14 protein-coding genes are annotated in these 15,749 nt (G+C 34.2%); 4 read left to right on the top strand and 10 right to left on the bottom strand.

Annotated elements, in window-relative coordinates:
- Positions 1-40 precede the first annotated feature (40 nt).
- The 6 genes from LNP04_RS03810 to LNP04_RS03785 all read right to left on the bottom strand — a co-directional run bounded on the left by LNP04_RS03810 (position 41) and on the right by LNP04_RS03785 (position 10,729).
- Positions 41-1,000 carry a hypothetical protein gene (locus LNP04_RS03810; RefSeq protein ID WP_229985247.1) on the bottom strand — a complete coding sequence of 320 codons (960 nt, stop codon included), beginning with the start codon at positions 998-1,000 and terminating at the stop codon, positions 41-43.
- A gap of 111 nt (positions 1,001-1,111) precedes the next feature.
- Positions 1,112-1,555: a nuclear transport factor 2 family protein gene (locus LNP04_RS03805; RefSeq protein WP_229985246.1), complete on the bottom strand. Its 444-nt coding sequence runs from the start codon at positions 1,553-1,555 to the stop codon at positions 1,112-1,114.
- A 236-nt stretch (positions 1,556-1,791) separates the two neighbouring features.
- The gene (locus LNP04_RS03800; RefSeq protein ID WP_056076505.1) at positions 1,792-2,838 is read right to left on the bottom strand and encodes a GntR family transcriptional regulator; all 1,047 of its coding nucleotides are present in this window, start codon (positions 2,836-2,838) and stop codon (positions 1,792-1,794) included.
- A gap of 335 nt (positions 2,839-3,173) precedes the next feature.
- The gene (locus LNP04_RS03795; RefSeq protein ID WP_229985245.1) at positions 3,174-5,309 is read right to left on the bottom strand and encodes a hypothetical protein; all 2,136 of its coding nucleotides are present in this window, start codon (positions 5,307-5,309) and stop codon (positions 3,174-3,176) included.
- A 165-nt stretch (positions 5,310-5,474) separates the two neighbouring features.
- Positions 5,475-9,083 (bottom strand): DUF4450 domain-containing protein, encoded by a 3,609-nt coding sequence (locus LNP04_RS03790; protein ID WP_229985244.1) that lies wholly within the window; start codon positions 9,081-9,083, stop codon positions 5,475-5,477.
- A gap of 242 nt (positions 9,084-9,325) precedes the next feature.
- Positions 9,326-10,729 carry a glycoside hydrolase family 28 protein gene (locus tag LNP04_RS03785; protein ID WP_229985243.1) on the bottom strand — a complete coding sequence of 468 codons (1,404 nt, stop codon included), beginning with the start codon at positions 10,727-10,729 and terminating at the stop codon, positions 9,326-9,328.
- Between the two features lie 536 nt (positions 10,730-11,265).
- On the opposite strand from LNP04_RS03785, the gene LNP04_RS03780 reads away from it, so the two are divergent.
- On the top strand, positions 11,266-11,625 hold the full coding sequence (locus LNP04_RS03780) for an RNA polymerase sigma factor (protein ID WP_229985242.1): 360 nt from the start codon (positions 11,266-11,268) through the stop codon (positions 11,623-11,625).
- A gap of 156 nt (positions 11,626-11,781) precedes the next feature.
- On the opposite strand, the gene LNP04_RS03775 is transcribed toward LNP04_RS03780, so the two are convergent.
- Positions 11,782-12,372, bottom strand: a complete 591-nt coding sequence (locus LNP04_RS03775) for a hypothetical protein (RefSeq protein ID WP_229985241.1) — start codon at positions 12,370-12,372, stop codon at positions 11,782-11,784.
- A 153-nt stretch (positions 12,373-12,525) separates the two neighbouring features.
- On the opposite strand from LNP04_RS03775, the gene LNP04_RS03770 reads away from it, so the two are divergent.
- Complete coding sequence (locus LNP04_RS03770) at positions 12,526-13,425, top strand: EamA family transporter (RefSeq protein WP_229985240.1); 900 nt, start codon at positions 12,526-12,528, stop codon at positions 13,423-13,425.
- Between the two features lie 57 nt (positions 13,426-13,482).
- Here the strand turns inward: LNP04_RS03770 and LNP04_RS03765 are convergent, their stop codons facing one another.
- Positions 13,483-14,109, bottom strand: coding sequence for a CatA-like O-acetyltransferase (locus LNP04_RS03765; RefSeq protein ID WP_229985239.1), 627 nt, complete (start codon positions 14,107-14,109; stop codon positions 13,483-13,485).
- Between the two features lie 126 nt (positions 14,110-14,235).
- Here LNP04_RS03765 and LNP04_RS03760 point away from each other — a divergent pair, with 126 nt between their 5' ends.
- Positions 14,236-14,811: a Crp/Fnr family transcriptional regulator gene (locus LNP04_RS03760; RefSeq protein ID WP_229985238.1), complete on the top strand. Its 576-nt coding sequence runs from the start codon at positions 14,236-14,238 to the stop codon at positions 14,809-14,811.
- A gap of 19 nt (positions 14,812-14,830) precedes the next feature.
- Here LNP04_RS03760 and LNP04_RS03755 read toward each other — a convergent pair whose 3' ends face one another.
- Together LNP04_RS03755 and LNP04_RS03750 are read right to left on the bottom strand one after the other, a co-directional pair.
- On the bottom strand, positions 14,831-15,226 hold the full coding sequence (locus LNP04_RS03755; protein WP_229985237.1) for a GNAT family N-acetyltransferase: 396 nt from the start codon (positions 15,224-15,226) through the stop codon (positions 14,831-14,833).
- Positions 15,207-15,362: a hypothetical protein gene (locus tag LNP04_RS03750; RefSeq protein ID WP_229985236.1), complete on the bottom strand. Its 156-nt coding sequence runs from the start codon at positions 15,360-15,362 to the stop codon at positions 15,207-15,209. Before LNP04_RS03750 ends, LNP04_RS03755 begins: the two co-directional genes overlap by 20 nt.
- A gap of 206 nt (positions 15,363-15,568) precedes the next feature.
- Between LNP04_RS03750 and LNP04_RS03745 the strand changes: the two genes are divergently transcribed.
- Entirely contained in the window at positions 15,569-15,745 is a 177-nt protein-coding gene (locus LNP04_RS03745; RefSeq protein ID WP_047446385.1) for a histone H1, read from the top strand.
- The last annotated feature ends 4 nt before the right edge of the window (positions 15,746-15,749 follow it).

The following is a 15,749-nucleotide window of genomic DNA, read 5'->3' as shown; positions in this document are numbered from 1 at the left end:
CGGAAAATTACCAATCTTGTAAGCTTGTTACCTTAGTTATCTATAATTGTTTAAGTTTCGTAAGACAGTCATTATATTTTTCTTCGTAAATTATTTGTTGGTGAATTGGATTTAAAAGAATCTTGAAGTTATTATTTGAGCAAGTGATAATTCCACTAATTTGCAAATTTTGATAGAATTCACCCAGTTTTGTCCATTCAAGTCCGAGAGTTCCTATATCGGTGGTAAATGTATTTTTTGAATCAAAATCTATAAATTCCACGCTAGATCCTAAAAAATATTCTTCAAATTCATCATGAGTAAATCCACTCGCAAAATCAAGGTCAACACATATAAAGAATGGAAGTTTTTGTGTAGTAATTATACGATTATACTTCTGCATTTTCTTTGTAATTTCATTTGGACGCTGATTTTCAAATTGTTTTAGTTTGCCAATTTTATAGTCGATATTACCTGAATTTATACATGAGAGATAATTCATAGTTTGACTTACTGCTATAACTTTAAATGTAAAATCATAATCTAAAAATAGTTCACTATTTATGGTTGGCTGTTTTTCTAACCATGCTTCAAATTTCGTTTTTATTCTATCAATTTGCAATTCATCATAATTATCATAATTATCATCAATTGTAATCTTTATAACCAAATTTGACGGAATCTTTTGAAGCTGTTCTTTTAAAGAATTTTCAAAATCTGATCTTTTTTGATCTTTATTACTTCTTCCAAGACGATAAACTTCGCAAATTATAGGAAATGCAGAGCTATTTAAAGTCCAGTCAGGCGTTTTATCTTCAATTTTTTCATCATATTTTATTTCGAAATCAAGCTTTTGAAAAAAATCGCCAAATCTAATTTCAGATACTGTTGAAAGAAAAGAAGTTCTGTTTTCAGCACTTTTTAATTTTCTAAGAAGTTTTTCCCGATTAAGTTCAGAAAATGAGTTTAATCCTTCCATAAATTCCGGATGATAATTGAAAAAAATTGATAATAAATTCATCGTTTAGTCTTAAGCTATTTCAGATAACATAAATATACATAATTCATTCAAAAAAAATTAAAATTAGCAAATCCACTTTTCTGAATTTTCATCAATTACTAACTTATTAACCTACTTTTTCTTCTCAGATCTCACCGCCTGTCTCGCCAGCAACTTCCAGTCATTTTTAACCTTTATCCAAACCAATAAGATATCCAAAGTCACATCGCCCGGAGCTTTTCCCAAATCAGCAGTCGTCGCATAAAAATGATGACGGACAATTGCTGTGGTGCCTAAGATTTGTATGTTTTGATTAGTAATCTCAATAGTCAAAAAATCAGATTTTTTACTGACCAGTTTTTCAACAAATTCCTTAGCATCATCAATATGACCTCCCGAATGTCCATAAGTCAGTTCAGGTACAATTAAAGATTCTAACGCTGATTTTTCACCGCTGATCATTGCTAATCTCAGTTTTTCTGCTGCATCTGTTACTGCTGGGGTATCATTTTTTTTCTGTCCGAAAACAGTGATTACCACTAAAAAACTCATGGCGAAAATTATTTTTTTAATCATAATTATTAACTATTTTTTTAAATAAAAAGAAAAGTTACTGTGTAAATTTAAACGCAAAGATTTAACAAAAAAACCAATCATTTAAGTAGCAAAGTATAGCGACAAAGTCGTTGATGAAGCTTTCATACATTCGCTTGGTCAGAATCAATTTATTGATTCCAACCTTTGCTCCTTAGATATTCAAAATAAAAATAAGACTTTGCGTTTAAAAAAAATCTTCATTAAAACTTTAAAAACTATAAAGATTCCCTTTGAATAAATTTAAAAACATTATTCACCTGCTCCTTCTTGTTCTTCAAAATCATATACGCAGCAGATTCGCCCATCGCCTTAAAATCAGTTGTAATCACGGTAATTCCCAGCAATTCTTTCAAAGGAGTTTCGTTGTAGGAAATAATTCCGATGTCTTCACCTAATTTCAGATTTTTCTGACGGATTTGTTTCACCAGATTCACCAGATCACGCTCACGAATCGTGATGAAAATATCTTTGTCCTGCAATTCCATGTCGGGATAAATTTCATCCAAAATTTCATAGTCGAGTTTAAAATCCCTGCAAAACTGCTCAAAACCACGCACAATACGGAAAGGGTAGGGATGAATCGATTTATCTGGATAAACCAAAATGATCTTTTCATATTTTTTAATTTTATCTAAACCTTCCTTTAAAGCATCATAAATATCATGCTCAAAATCCTGGAAAATAGAACCGTAATCCCCTGAAATATTGGGTTTTGTATTGTCTAAAAGCAATAATTTATTCTTCGGGATCTGTTCGATAATGTCTAAAACTTCCTGCGTTGAACTTGTATGTTTCGACTGCTCATCACGGAAATGCGGCATCACAACATAATAATCAAAACCACCAAGATTTTTTTTCAAAGCATTGATAAAAAGCGTTTCGTCGCAGTGATAGATATACATCTCCACATTGCCTTTGGTACCGATTGCATTGACGAAATAATTGTAAATCATCATTTTATAAGTACTCGGCTTGTTGATCAGAAAGAAAATATTGATGATGTCGTTCTTGTTGATACGGGAAATATAGTAGCCTTTACCCTTTACGGATTCAATGATCTGCCTTTTGCGAAGCTCTTTGTAAGCCTTTTCTACAGTATCTCTGGAGAGAAAACAGGATTCGCTGAGTTCATTGATTGACGGAATTTTTTCTCCGATTTTTATTTGCCCTCCATCAATTCCGTTCAGAATAGAATCTACAATCTGCTTGTATTTCGGAACTCTGGAGTTTTCATTGATGTTGATTTCTAATGTTTCGGCCATAATTTTTTACAGATAGGAAATGCAATTCAGTTAAAAAAAAGCTAAAATCAAAAGCGAGTAATAGCTGAAAACAAGATACAAAAATTTGAACTAACAGATTCATGAATGTTTTTTATAATAGTAATAGTTTTAAACTGTTAATTTTCAATTTTTTATAAATTTTATAATGAATAGCTGTAATTTATTGAAAACTCCCATTTCTACCTTCAAGGTTTTTAAATCTTAAAAGTTTCAAATATTTTCCACCCTACAAGCCCCAAACCCTCTAACTCTCTAACTAAAAAAGCCTGCCCCTCCCGGAACAGACTTCAGAAACTATATGAATGTGAAATTTTTTAAGGCATCTTTTTAAAACCCTCCGCTTTTATTTTCCAGCTTCCGTCTTTCGGGAAACCAGGGAATTCTCCTGTCGAAGCGTCCCAACCTTCAAGCATCATTGCAACGGTCGTCAAAACACCACCATTTCCTGGTAGATAAATTCTAAGCCTTTTATCCTGAAAATTATGTCCGTTTTTAAGATAAGTGTTGGTTTGAATGTTCATAAACAAAGCATCCAACGCTTTATTTGGAAGTCCCAGTCTTGCTGCGTTCATTGCAGTCATCGGAAAATCCCAGCCCCAGGTATGTTCCCAGTTCCATCTTTCCCAAACGATATCCAGCGTGTTTTTCATTATTTTTTTATCCAGTTTCGGAGATTCCGGAACCATTCCCAATGCTCCTAAAACAGCAGGGTGGTCGGTCATCCATTTTGGAAATGTGAATGAATCTTTTGCTGATTCTGTCGATAAATAAACCCCATCCTGAACCGGAAGCGGCGCTAATTTATTGATGACATCATCCCATTTTTTATCTCTCGGCTGTCCTAATCTTTCTTTCCATTGCTGAGCAATTTTCAATGACCAATCCCAATACGCCACTTCATAAGTCGGGTTGTAAGTATCTTTAGCAGGGAAAACTTCCTGCGCCGGAATCACGCCTTTTCCTAAATTGTAACGATTTTTTTCCTTGTCATAAGTCGCAAAATCAGCCATAAAATCTGCAGTTGCAAAAATCAGATCTTTATATTTTTCCAACACTTTTTTATCCTTACTATTTCGATATAAAAGTTCTGTCATATAAATAATGTGCGGTTGTTCCCAAATCAAAAATGCAGCAACAGAAGAAGGACTTTCGTTTCCTTCGTTATCCGACATTTTAATCCATCGAACACCTTTGTAGCCTTGTCTTTCGGCTAATTTTTTAGCTTTATCAAAGGTTCTGAAATAATAATCAAGCTGTTTTTCCAAAATTTCCGGTCTTCCCCACAATGCGTAATGAACGCCGTGCCACCAATGCATTTCGGTGTGCGGTTTTCCGTACCAACTGTTGAAGGTCAAGCCCGTTTCCTGAGGTGGATTACTTCCTCCACATTGAACTTTTGTTAAATATTCTGAAAGAATAACTCTTCTTTCCAATTCATTGGCTCTTGGGTCTGTACTTCCTTCAAAATCAACAGCAGCACCACTTTCCCAGAAATTTTTCCAGCCTGGCGTACTTTCTTTTTCAGCGTCAGCGAATAAAGATCTGTTGGATTTCGGACTTTTAGCTGAAAACTCAACACTTAGTTCTACAGTTTTGTTTTTCGAAGAAGGTTCATAAACAAAGTAGTGTTTTCCGGCTTCACGAAGTTTTCCTTCCGTAAAATTAAATTGAGTATAATAATCTGTACTTTGCAACGTATGCTGAATTAAGCCCTGCGTCGGTTTTGAAGAAATGATTTTCGTGGTATGGTCATTTTCATTGCCATAAAAAGCAGCGTCATCCAGAAATTGTCCGGTAGGAGAAGGATAGCGTGCAAAAACTTTCAGTTTCCCTTTAGCAATCAAATCAGATTCAATTTTCACCCCAATTTTATCTGAATTTTGAAAAGAAGCAGTCCAGACTTTTACCGGAATTCCTTCCAAAGAAAATTCGCTGGTGATAATTCCCGTCCACAAATCAATTTTCTGATTGATGTTGGTTAAATCTGAAATTTTCGCTTTCTGACCGTCTTTTTTAATTAATTCAATTCCAATATTTCCCAATTGCAAGCGATGTTGATTAACACGAAAATATTCAACTGCACCTTTGTTGCGTTCAGGTTCTTTGATTTGAACAGAGTATAAAGCTTTTCGCCCGTCGTTATTGAAATCATAAGGCTTTAAAGTTTCCTCAAATTTATAATTTTCTTTATTCGGAAAACTGTTCCACCCCCATTCAGACTGGGTTCCGAGAGAAACTCCATTTTTGTAATATTCAGGAAACGACTGCATTCCTGTGATGTCAACCGTGTAGGCAAATTTTCCGTTTCCAACTGTTAAAGTTGAAAGGGTATCGGCTTTTGTGTTGACCACATTATGTCGCTGAACGACTTTCTTTCGGTCGATTTTTTGAGCATTTAAGGATGAAAATCCAACGCAGAAAATACTCAGATATATTGCAATTTTCTTCATTTTTTAATTTATTTTTTTAGCCACGAGGCTTCGACAGGCTCAGCCTGACAATTCTAATACTAACTGCGTTTTTGCGCTGTCAGACTGAGCTTGTCGAAGTCTTGCATTTTATTTATATCACATTTTTAACCATACTTACAATTCGTGCATTCGTGGCATAAAATCTTACCTCAAAACCGTCGCACTCATCATTCCAATCACTACGTCATTGCTCACGGCTGTTAATTTTATCGATTTTAATTCTTTATTCGCATCAATTGGCAAATCCAAAATTGTTGCAGAACCGCCATCCACCTGACGGTCTGTAAATCCTTTTATGCTTGAATATTTGTTTAAAGTTCCGCCTTTGTACAATTCTCCTGTTTTCAGTTTTACCCGATACGGAATTTTATCATCAGGAATTTCAAATGCAAAATTATCATCAAACAAATCCTGCTCAATCGGCCACCAATTCGTCGGATTTTTCAATTCTAATTCTGAAGTCGAACCGTCAACATACTGAACGGTAATTTTTCCATTTACAATCTGTGACTGCATCGGATTGGTAGAACCCGCCATCAGAAAATAAATTTTCTTTCCTTTCCCTGAAATCGGAATTTCAAGAGAATCAGAATAATTATCCCACTGACTTACAAAAGCAATATTTTTATCTGTTTTATCAATTAAAAATGGAACTCCGAGAAACTCAATTTTGCCATTTTTTCTTTTGTTCATCAATCCGCTGTCATCGATTTGAGCGGTAATTAAAGGATAACACCAGTTTCCGATTCCCTGCCACGGAAGCTGTAAAGTCGGAACTTCAAGTCTTGGTGAAAGGTATTTCTGATTGAAAATTTCGGTTACTTTTTCATTGTATTTTGAAGCTAATGAAATGTTGTTAAACTGCCCTTTATTTTCAATTTCCCAATCGGTGATTTCAATATTTTGTTTGATTCCGTTGTATTCAAGTACGATAGAGTTTGTTCCTTTACTTAAATAATTTATAGGAATTTCAAGTGATGTATTTTGATTTTTCTGAATAGTGAAAGTTTTATTTAAACCATTAACAGAAAGTTTTCCATTAATTGGATTGGATGATTTGGACTGAATCTGCAGTTTTTTATTCACCCATTTTGCTTCCAAAGGAAAACGGATGTCAACATTGATAGGTTGCCACCAACTTGTTCCGTTTTGCTTGAACTGAATAAAGAAAGTTCCTTTTCTTTCTTCTTTAACCAAATCAAACTTTGGGTTAACCACCCCGTCTTCTCCCTTTGGTCGAATCCACCCCTCCAGAGGAGGGGAATTTTTAATCAGTCCTTGTGGGTCGTAGATATTTTTGATTTTCTTTTTTGAATCAAAATTCAATTGAAGATTTTCAGAAATATAATTAGTGAAATCAGTTTGTTCGTTTTTAATTTCTTCGCCCGAATAATTGATTTCGATTTTAAAGTCTTTTCCTTTCGGAGTTTCAAACTGAACAATTGGCTGTAAAATGGAATTTGGTTTAATTTTCCAATCCACTTTCTTTCCATTCACTTTCACAGATTTGATATTGGAATAATTTACAGGAATCTGCATTTCCAACGCCACCGGATTTTGATATTTTGATTTAAATAAATACTCGGTTTTTCTTGAAGTTCTGGTAAACTGATATTCCCAATCAGGAAGTTTCAATTCGGCAGAATTCCAGTCTTTTGGGAAGCCAGGCTTAATGCTGATTTTATTTTCCAGTAAATTCGGATAAACTCCGAAAAGTCCTTCCGTTAAAGTTCTTGAAGCCACACCAATTGGGTCAGCAAAATCACGGTACAATTCTCCACGAAAAGCATCGTAATGAGAAAGCTGTTCAAAGTTCCCCGGACCGATGCCGTAATACATCGACTCAACCAAATTTCCCTTCCAAAGTTGGTACGCATCTTCAGTTCTTCCGGCTTGCCAATATGCCAAAGCGGTCTGTAAATTTTCTGCCAAAGCAACATTATTTATAGACCAATCGTATGGTTGCCAGTTGGTGGTTGCTAACGTAAAATAGTTTTTATTATCAGCACCTTTTACCGTAATCGGAATTTTTGGTGTGTGATTATTGATGTATTGTAAATTCTGATAATCCTCAAACTCATTCAAGATAAATGCATCCGAAACGTGATAAATCGACCAAACTCCTGGTTTGTCGTGAACGATTTGATTACCTAACGCATCTTTATATTCAGAAAAATAACCCTTGTTTTTAATCCAAAGTTCATTTTTCATTGCCTTTAAAATCGCATCAGCTTCCTGCTCGTAAGGTTGAGGATTTTCGCCAATGATTTTTGCCAGTTTTGCCATCTCACGGTTGGCTCTGTAGTTATAGGCTGAAGTGTGTGTTACTTTTCCACCTGAATATTGCAGCGCATCGCTCGCCCAAATTGCGGCATACGCATCATACAAATCGCCACGTTTGAAATTTCGTTTTTCCCAATCCATATGACGAACCATCGTTGGCCACATTTTCTTCAGAAACTCTTGGTCTCCTGTGTAATTGAAATGCGAAAACATCTGGTCAAAAAACACCAGATTCATATCATAATGGTGCGGTTTTGTGTTGTCATTCGGATTTCTGGAAATATATCCGCTTGAAAAAACCGAAGTTCCCATTTTTTCTTCGTGACGGGCAAGATGACGCATCGTATCCATTTCTACAGGGGCGAAATCTGGTTTTAAAACCTGAGAATTGGCGTAGCTTTCAAAATGTTCTTTTGCTCTGTCGTGCCAACTTAATGCGTCGGCCGTGTAAGCGCCACGCCAAGCATTCAACCGCATTCTCCACGCCACGGCACCGTGAAGGAAGGTCGGGCTTTCCCAAATTCCATCCGCTGCAACCGCTAAATTCGCTCCGAAATTATTTAAATCGGCATCCGGAGTTTTAAGCTGAATTCTGTTCGTTAATGTCAAACGGGATTTTTCCGCTTCATTAAATATATTTTTCAACTCTTCATCCGAAAAGTTTTTGTCTGATTTTCCTTTGACAACCTGAATGTAAACCGGTTGTTTTTGAGAAGAATACGAAGCGTAGACAATTGGAGATTTGTCCGTTTTATTTTGAGTAAACTCAGACAATTTTTCCAAAGTCGTCGCATCGGTTTGCTGTAAAGAATTTACATTTGAAAAACTTCCGCTGACCGTTTGATTTTCTTTTTTCTTATTTAAATAATTAAGCTGAAAATGATTTTTATTCAACTGAAACTGATTGTTCAGACAGTATTCAGGCAACAGATAAAATCCGGATTCCGGGTCAGCGCCGATATCGCCATTTCTGCTGAAAGTCGTTCCGCTCGCACCGCCAAAAACTGCATAGATTTTTGATGATGAATCTATATTGACAGTTTCCATTTTTAAAACCAAGCCTTCTTCTTTAGCCTGCGCCAAAACGGTCAATTTTAAAGTTCCGCTACCCAAAATCGGGTCTTTGATTTCATACAACATCGTTCCCGGTCGGTAATGCGTTTCAATTTTATCAGCCTTTATTAATTGTCTAATTGAATTTCCCTTCTGAATAACGAATTGAAGATTTCCACCCATTCCGGGAAGATACAATGCGAATTCCGGCAAATCTCCGGCTTCAACTCTCGACGCACGGTTATCGCCATACAAAGCCCGATTGAATCTGTATTTTCCGTTGACCAACAAAAAATCGCCTTTGTCTTCTTTGTAATGCAGTTCACGCTCGTTATTCTGCCAGTGTTTCGACTGGGAAAACGAAAGTGAAAATGCCGACAAGACAAGAAGTCCGGCGAAAATGGTTTTTTTGCGCATTTTAATTTTTAAAATATTTGATATTCGTTTCTGTCACATCGAATTTTTGAACACTAAGCTTACAAAGATTTTTGATAATCATCTATTAATTTTAGTATCACAAAGCCGCTTCGCTTAAAAAAGCACAACTTTTTACAAGAAATCTTATATAAGCGAAGCGGCTTTGTGGACTTTTAAGCAATATAATTTTTAAAAACATTGTGTTCTTTGTGTTCATTTGCGCAAACTCTGAATAATTTATTTTATGGTTTTAACTCAGTTAATGGCTTTCCGTTAACGGTTACATTTTTCAGTGTTACATTTTTCATATAATCCACTTTGTATGGAATCTGAACGCCAACCATTTTAGCATTAATCATTGTAAAATCAGTTACCGGTGAAGATTCGTAAGCATCAGAAAATACAGCATATTTTCCACCTTTGTCAACGGTTAAATTTTCAACCCAGATATTTCTCATCGTCGGAATATGATTTCCAGGTTTTTCATAATGCATATTGAAACGTACCGCTGCTTCTTTATACGCACCCACTTTTGTGTTGTAGAAAAATACGTTTTCGATGATTCCACCACGGCTTGAGCTGGTTTTAATTCTTAAAGCACGGTCAAGATTCTTGCTGTCCATCACGTTTCCGATGGCGTAAATATTTTTTGCTCCACCTGCAATTTCGCTTCCGATTACAACACCGCCGTGACCGTCCTTCATCTCGCAGTTTTCGATGATGTGGTTTTCGGCAGGTCTTCCGATGTCTCTTCCGTCCTCATCTCTTCCGGATTTGATGGCGATACAGTCGTCTCCTGTGTCAAAATAAGAATCTTTAATCCATACATTTTTACAGGCTTCGGGGTCGAAACCGTCGTTGTTTGGTCCATGGCTGATGACTTTTACTCTTTCAATCAAAACATTTTCACACAAAACAGGATTCAGATTCCACATCGGAGAATTTTTCACCAAAACATCCGCCATATAAAAGTTTTTAGACTTGTAAGGCTGAACGAAATTTGGTCTTAAATACCATCCGTCGCCAAAAATTCTTTGTCTCGCAGGCGTTCTGTTCGCCATATATTCGTGAAGTTTGGCTCTTGCAGGGTTTTGTCTTCCCGGACGTGATGTGTTGTACCCATATTTTGTAGCACCACACCAAAACCACCAGTTGTCTAAATCTGAATTTCCATCCAAAGTTCCTTTTCCGGTAACGGCGATATTTTCTTCCTCATAAGCGTAAATCAAAGATGAATAATTCATACATTCCATTCCTTCCCAACGGGTGAAAACGATAGGGTAATCATTACTGTCCTGACTGAATAAAATTGTTGAACCATCAGTTAAGTGTAGGTTGACATTGGATTCCAAATAAATTGCACCCGTTAAAAAGACTCCGTTTGGAACGACAACTCTTCCGCCACCTTCAGCACTGCATTTTTCAATCGCTTTTTTGAAAGCTTCCGTATTTTTTGTTTTTCCGTCCCCAACTGCACCGAAATCTGTAATTAAATAATCTGCTTTTCTGAATTTTGGAGCTTTGATTTGTTTCTTTAAAGCTTTGATTTCTTTTAAAGGTTGTGTTGCGGAAGTCCACGGTTTGTATTGAGCCGATAGCGATATTGATATTAGAAATGCGAAGAGAATTAAGATTAGCTTTTTCATAATGTCTGCAAGTTGTTTAGTTTAAAAGAAAGTTCTGTATTTTAATAATTTCCTTTTATTAATCGCAATCTAAAATAATTGAAATAATAAATTATCCTGCACTGTCGGTTTATTAATTTTTTGTAATCGATTGCATAGTTTCAAAGATAATTAAACTATTGAAATTAAAATTTAATTTTAAAAAGCTGCGTTTTGACTAAGAATTTGACGTTTTCCTAATGCATCATTTTTCTGGTATAAACCGAAACAAAGATTGAATGCATGAAAATTATGACCCAGATTTGATAAACATATTTAATAATTTTTAAAGATTAGATACCACATCTGCTTACCTAAATTATGTTTAGCATACAATTTGTTTATAGACAAGTATCTAATAATTTTTTTTAAAACAGGATAGAAGATCAAAATTATTGTATACATGAGTCAGGCTGTTGTTAAGGAGCAATAATCTTTTTTAATCGTAAGTACATCCCTTTTTTAATTATGCATTAGTACCATGAAGAGGGATATTTATACAGATTATAAAATGCCTAATGAAAACAAAGAACTCAAAAAAGTATACAGATAGTGAACTGTATCTTTTAATACAACAAAAAGATAAAAGAGGTTTTGATCAACTCTATAATCAATACTCTTGTATGCTATACGGATTAGCCCTACAGTCTGTTCGCTCACGAGAATATGCTGAGGAAATCACGACATTAACTTTTGAGAATGCGTGGAAATCTATACAATCATACAATCATGAAAAAATGAAGTTGCATATGTGGATGGTTTGTCTTTTGATCACGAGTACCAAAGATTATCTTTCTAAAAAAAGTTTGTCTTATACTTTTAATACTGATAATTTCCCTAATTTTTCTTTCGACATTATTCAGGAAAAAGCCTGTTAAGTTTCTATCTTATATACTACCGAATTCAATATCGAAAATATTTCCGCTTGAAAGAAAATTTCAACTAAATAATAGAAAAAACTTATCATACTCACAGAAGATATTATTAAAACCTCAGATGTACTATATTGAATTTGTTTTTTATATTTATTAAGATTACTTCCACTGTTTTTCAAGTGTTCTGAAATTTTGAATAGTCGGCAAAGGTTTTATAAGCAATTTTTTTTCTTCTTTCTTCAGAATATTTCCTGAACCCAAAGCTTGTGTGATTTCTGTTTTTATACCTTTTAAAAGATCAAATTCAACTTCGGTTGTATAATCTTTACCACCCCAGATTACTGATGAAAAATTGACTAATTCAAAGTTTCCTTTATTGAATTTAAATTTATCCTGATAATGAAAATCTTTTATTTCAGAATCGATAACCAAATATCCATCTTCAATAAATGCATACGGAATTTGATCTCCACCATATTTTCCGTTTGGATATTGTGGATTGAAGATATTTGTGGACGAAAAGAATAATTTGAATTCTCCGTCAGATTGTTGAAAATAGATCTCTAATTTGAGTGGCTGATTTACATCAACGGTATCCATCAAAATCACAGTTTTATCTGGTAATCCGTCTTGATTGAGATCACCGAATTCTTCTCGTATCTGTATAATGAAATGATCAGTATTTCCTTTTTGTTGAGCCATTGAAACAAAAGAAATAAGGACGAATAAGATTAAAATTATTTTTCTCATTAATTAAGTTTACAAAAGAACGAGTTGTTCTGAAAAATTCAGAATATTTTTGGTTAGTACCTTATCAAAGGTAATATTTTATCTGTTTTGTCCGCTCTTTAATCTCTATTTTTGCACCATCATTTTATTTCAATTTAATACAGACAATTTCACTTGAATAATCTAAAATATTACTTAGCTGCAATACTTGCATTTTCTATTTGGGGAACATTTAGTTTGGTTTTAAAGCCACTGCATTCATACCCATCACTGGATATTCTTTTTTATCGTGTCTTCAGCTGTGCCATTATTATGACGGTAGTTTCTGTAGCTTTCAAAAGAGAAAAAATAAAGAATAATGTAATTTTTTTTAAGTCTCTACCGAAAAAGAGCAGAAGAGAAATGATTGTTTTAAATGTTGGAAGCAGTATTTTGTTGACAGCAAATTGGTTTTCATTCATTTATGTGATGAATCATGTAAGTGTGCGGGCGACTTCTGTAGCTTATTTGGTTTGCCCGATTATTACCACCATACTTGCTTATTTTCTGCTGCGTGATAAATTGTCAAAAATGCAATGGCTATCGGTATTTCTGAGTTGTATAGGGTGTGTGTTTCTTTCTTATGCCAATATGATTGATATGTTTTATAGCAGTCTAATCGGTTTTACTTACGCTGCTTATTTGATCAGCCAAAACAAAAATACCAAGTTTGATAAGTTTTTGGTTCTCAATTTTCACATACTCTTATCAGCGTTTATTTTAATTCCATTTTTTCCAGCTTTCTCAGGACCGATTCCTACAGATTTTAAATTTTATTTCTATGTTGAAATCATCGCTGTACTTTACACCATTGTTCCATTATTGCTGAATTTATTTGCATTAAGCGGAATAGCTTCGTCAAAAGTAGGAATGATTTTAAATATCAATCCTATAATCGCTTTTGTATTGGCTGGAGTTGTTTATCATGAGCCTTTGGGTATTTTGCAGATATTTTCTTATGCACTTATTTTCTTGGCTGTGATTGTATTTAATGGCAACCAGATCTTTAAAATAAAAGATTCAAACGTAAATTAATTTTAAGTATTTCTAAATCAATTCACGTTTGAATCGATAATAATTATTTTATTTAAATTAATCTTCATCCATCAACATCTGAAATCTTTCAGTAAAAAGCCCGACATGATAGCCATCCATTAAGGCATGATGCCCATGAATTGAAACGTTCATTGTTTTAATGCCATTTGCATCCATCATTTTTCCAAATGAAATTTTCGGGCAGCTGTCTGAAATAGAAAATTTTCTTGCATGTGAAATCGAAGTAAAATTTAACCAAGGAACAGCAGAAAAATGAATAACATTATCTCCTCCTTTTGCCGGAAGCAAGGTATTGGATGATTTCACCCTTTCAATTTCGTTTTTGGCTATTTTTTGAAAAACAGACTCATCAGAATCAAAATCGATATATGAAAAACCAAAAGTATTGTTTGGACGGTTGATTGTTGCTGAAGCGTGAATAACATCATAAAGAAATGGCTTATTTTCAACAATTCGATATCTGAAATTTTCAATTTCATTAGCCGCTTTTATGGCTCTGTAAAGATAATAGAGGAAAAACGATTGATTTTTTTCTTTGGCAGCTTGGTAAGCTTTCGTACAATCTACGCTCACCGTTGTTCCGAAAAAAGGCTCTTCAAACTGAGAGAAAAAAAGGTATTGTTCTTTACGATCCCATTCGTTGATTGTTATTAATGTCTTCATTTTTATTATTTATTATTGTTATTTCGAAAAAAAAAAATTGATTGTTTTTCTATATTTGCATGTTTTACAGCAGCAAAATTCTTAAATACCCAAAACAATAAAAAGGACATTTGTCCCTGACATCAAATGTTAAGAACCAATCAGTCATTTTTGGCTTATGTAAGTGATCTTTATGAGAAGCAAAACCGCAAAGAAGATATTATTGTAAGATCTTTTGAGGCAGGGGAGTTACTGGTATCTCAAAATGAAGAGGTTAACAAGGTAATGCTTTTGAGAGAAGGTATTGTAAAATGCAGTCTGACTGAGAAAAACCGGAAAGAATATATCCTTGAATTTTCCGGCAGTGGAGAAATTATTGGCGAGTTAGAAAGCATTCGTGAAGTAAAAGCATTATGTACGATTGAAGCACTGACAGCGGTAAAAGTTTATTCCATCTCAATTCCTTATTTCAGAAAACTTTTAAAAGAAGATATTGTTTTCAATTGGTTTTTGTTAAATGTTTTTGCAGAACGCATATCCAATACTTCATCGCGCGCCTCGTACCAGCAACTTTACACAGTGGAGGAAAGTCTAAACAGGTTATTAGAACTTCAATCTGAACAGGACATAAAAATTTCGAAAGAAAATATGGCAGCCTATCTTGGAGTTTCGGTGAGAAGCTTAAACCGAAGCCTAAAGAGTATGTTGAATAAAGATGAATAGTTTTCTCAAAATAACATTATTACCTACTTTCATCAAATTCTTCCTTTGTAATTGCAAAAACATCCATTTCTTTATGATTGTAAATTGTCTTTTTATACAAAGTCATTCCGTTTTTTGCGGCGACTTTCTTGGAGTTTTCATTTTCCGGAAAAATCATTGAGATTAATCGATCATGAAAATTATTTTCAAAAGCAAATTCTTTACATTTCATAGCACTTTCAAGCGCAAAACCTTTTTTTCTGAAATTGGGAAGAATAGAATAGGCGATTTCAAGTTCAAATTTATTTTCGATTTCCCGTACCAAAAGTCCGCATTGACCGACTAACTGATTGGTTTCTTTGGAGATGAGAGCGTTTTGCCCGCCGAGATCATTTTCATAACGATGAAAAGTCCATTCAAACCCATTCTTCGGCATTTTTAAACTCAGACATCCCAAGAAGCTTTGTAGTTTCTTCATCCTTAAATAGTTCCATCCAAATTTCAAAATCAGAATGTTCCAATTTTCTGAATCTGAGTCTGTCGGTTTCCTGATGGGTTAAGAGAAATTTCATTGTTAATGATACTTAGAATGTTTATAAATCTACCAAATTTAGATTATAAATCACTAATTAAGCCATTTATCAATGAGTTTTTATAGAAGAAAGGGGTGATTTTTAAGATTTAAATTAAATAATTCACGTTTAACATTAAATTTTTTCATCAATGTTAGGCTGGATGCATCTGAAAACATATATTTGCACCCTAAATTTTTATAGACATGAAAGAACTTATTGAAAAAATCAACGCAGAATTCGAAGCGTTTGCAACTGAAGCAAACCAACAATCAGAAAAAGGAAACAAGGCAGCGGGTACTAGAGCTCGTAAATCTGCTTTAGAATTGAGCAAATTGTTCAAAGAATTCAGAAAAGTTTCTGTAGAAGAATCTAAAAAATAATACA

This window comes from Chryseobacterium sp. C-71 (assembly GCF_020911865.1).
GTDB lineage: Bacteria > Bacteroidota > Bacteroidia > Flavobacteriales > Weeksellaceae > Chryseobacterium.
The sequence above is the reverse complement of the archived record's forward strand: the minus strand, read 5'-3'. Positions and strand labels throughout refer to the sequence as shown.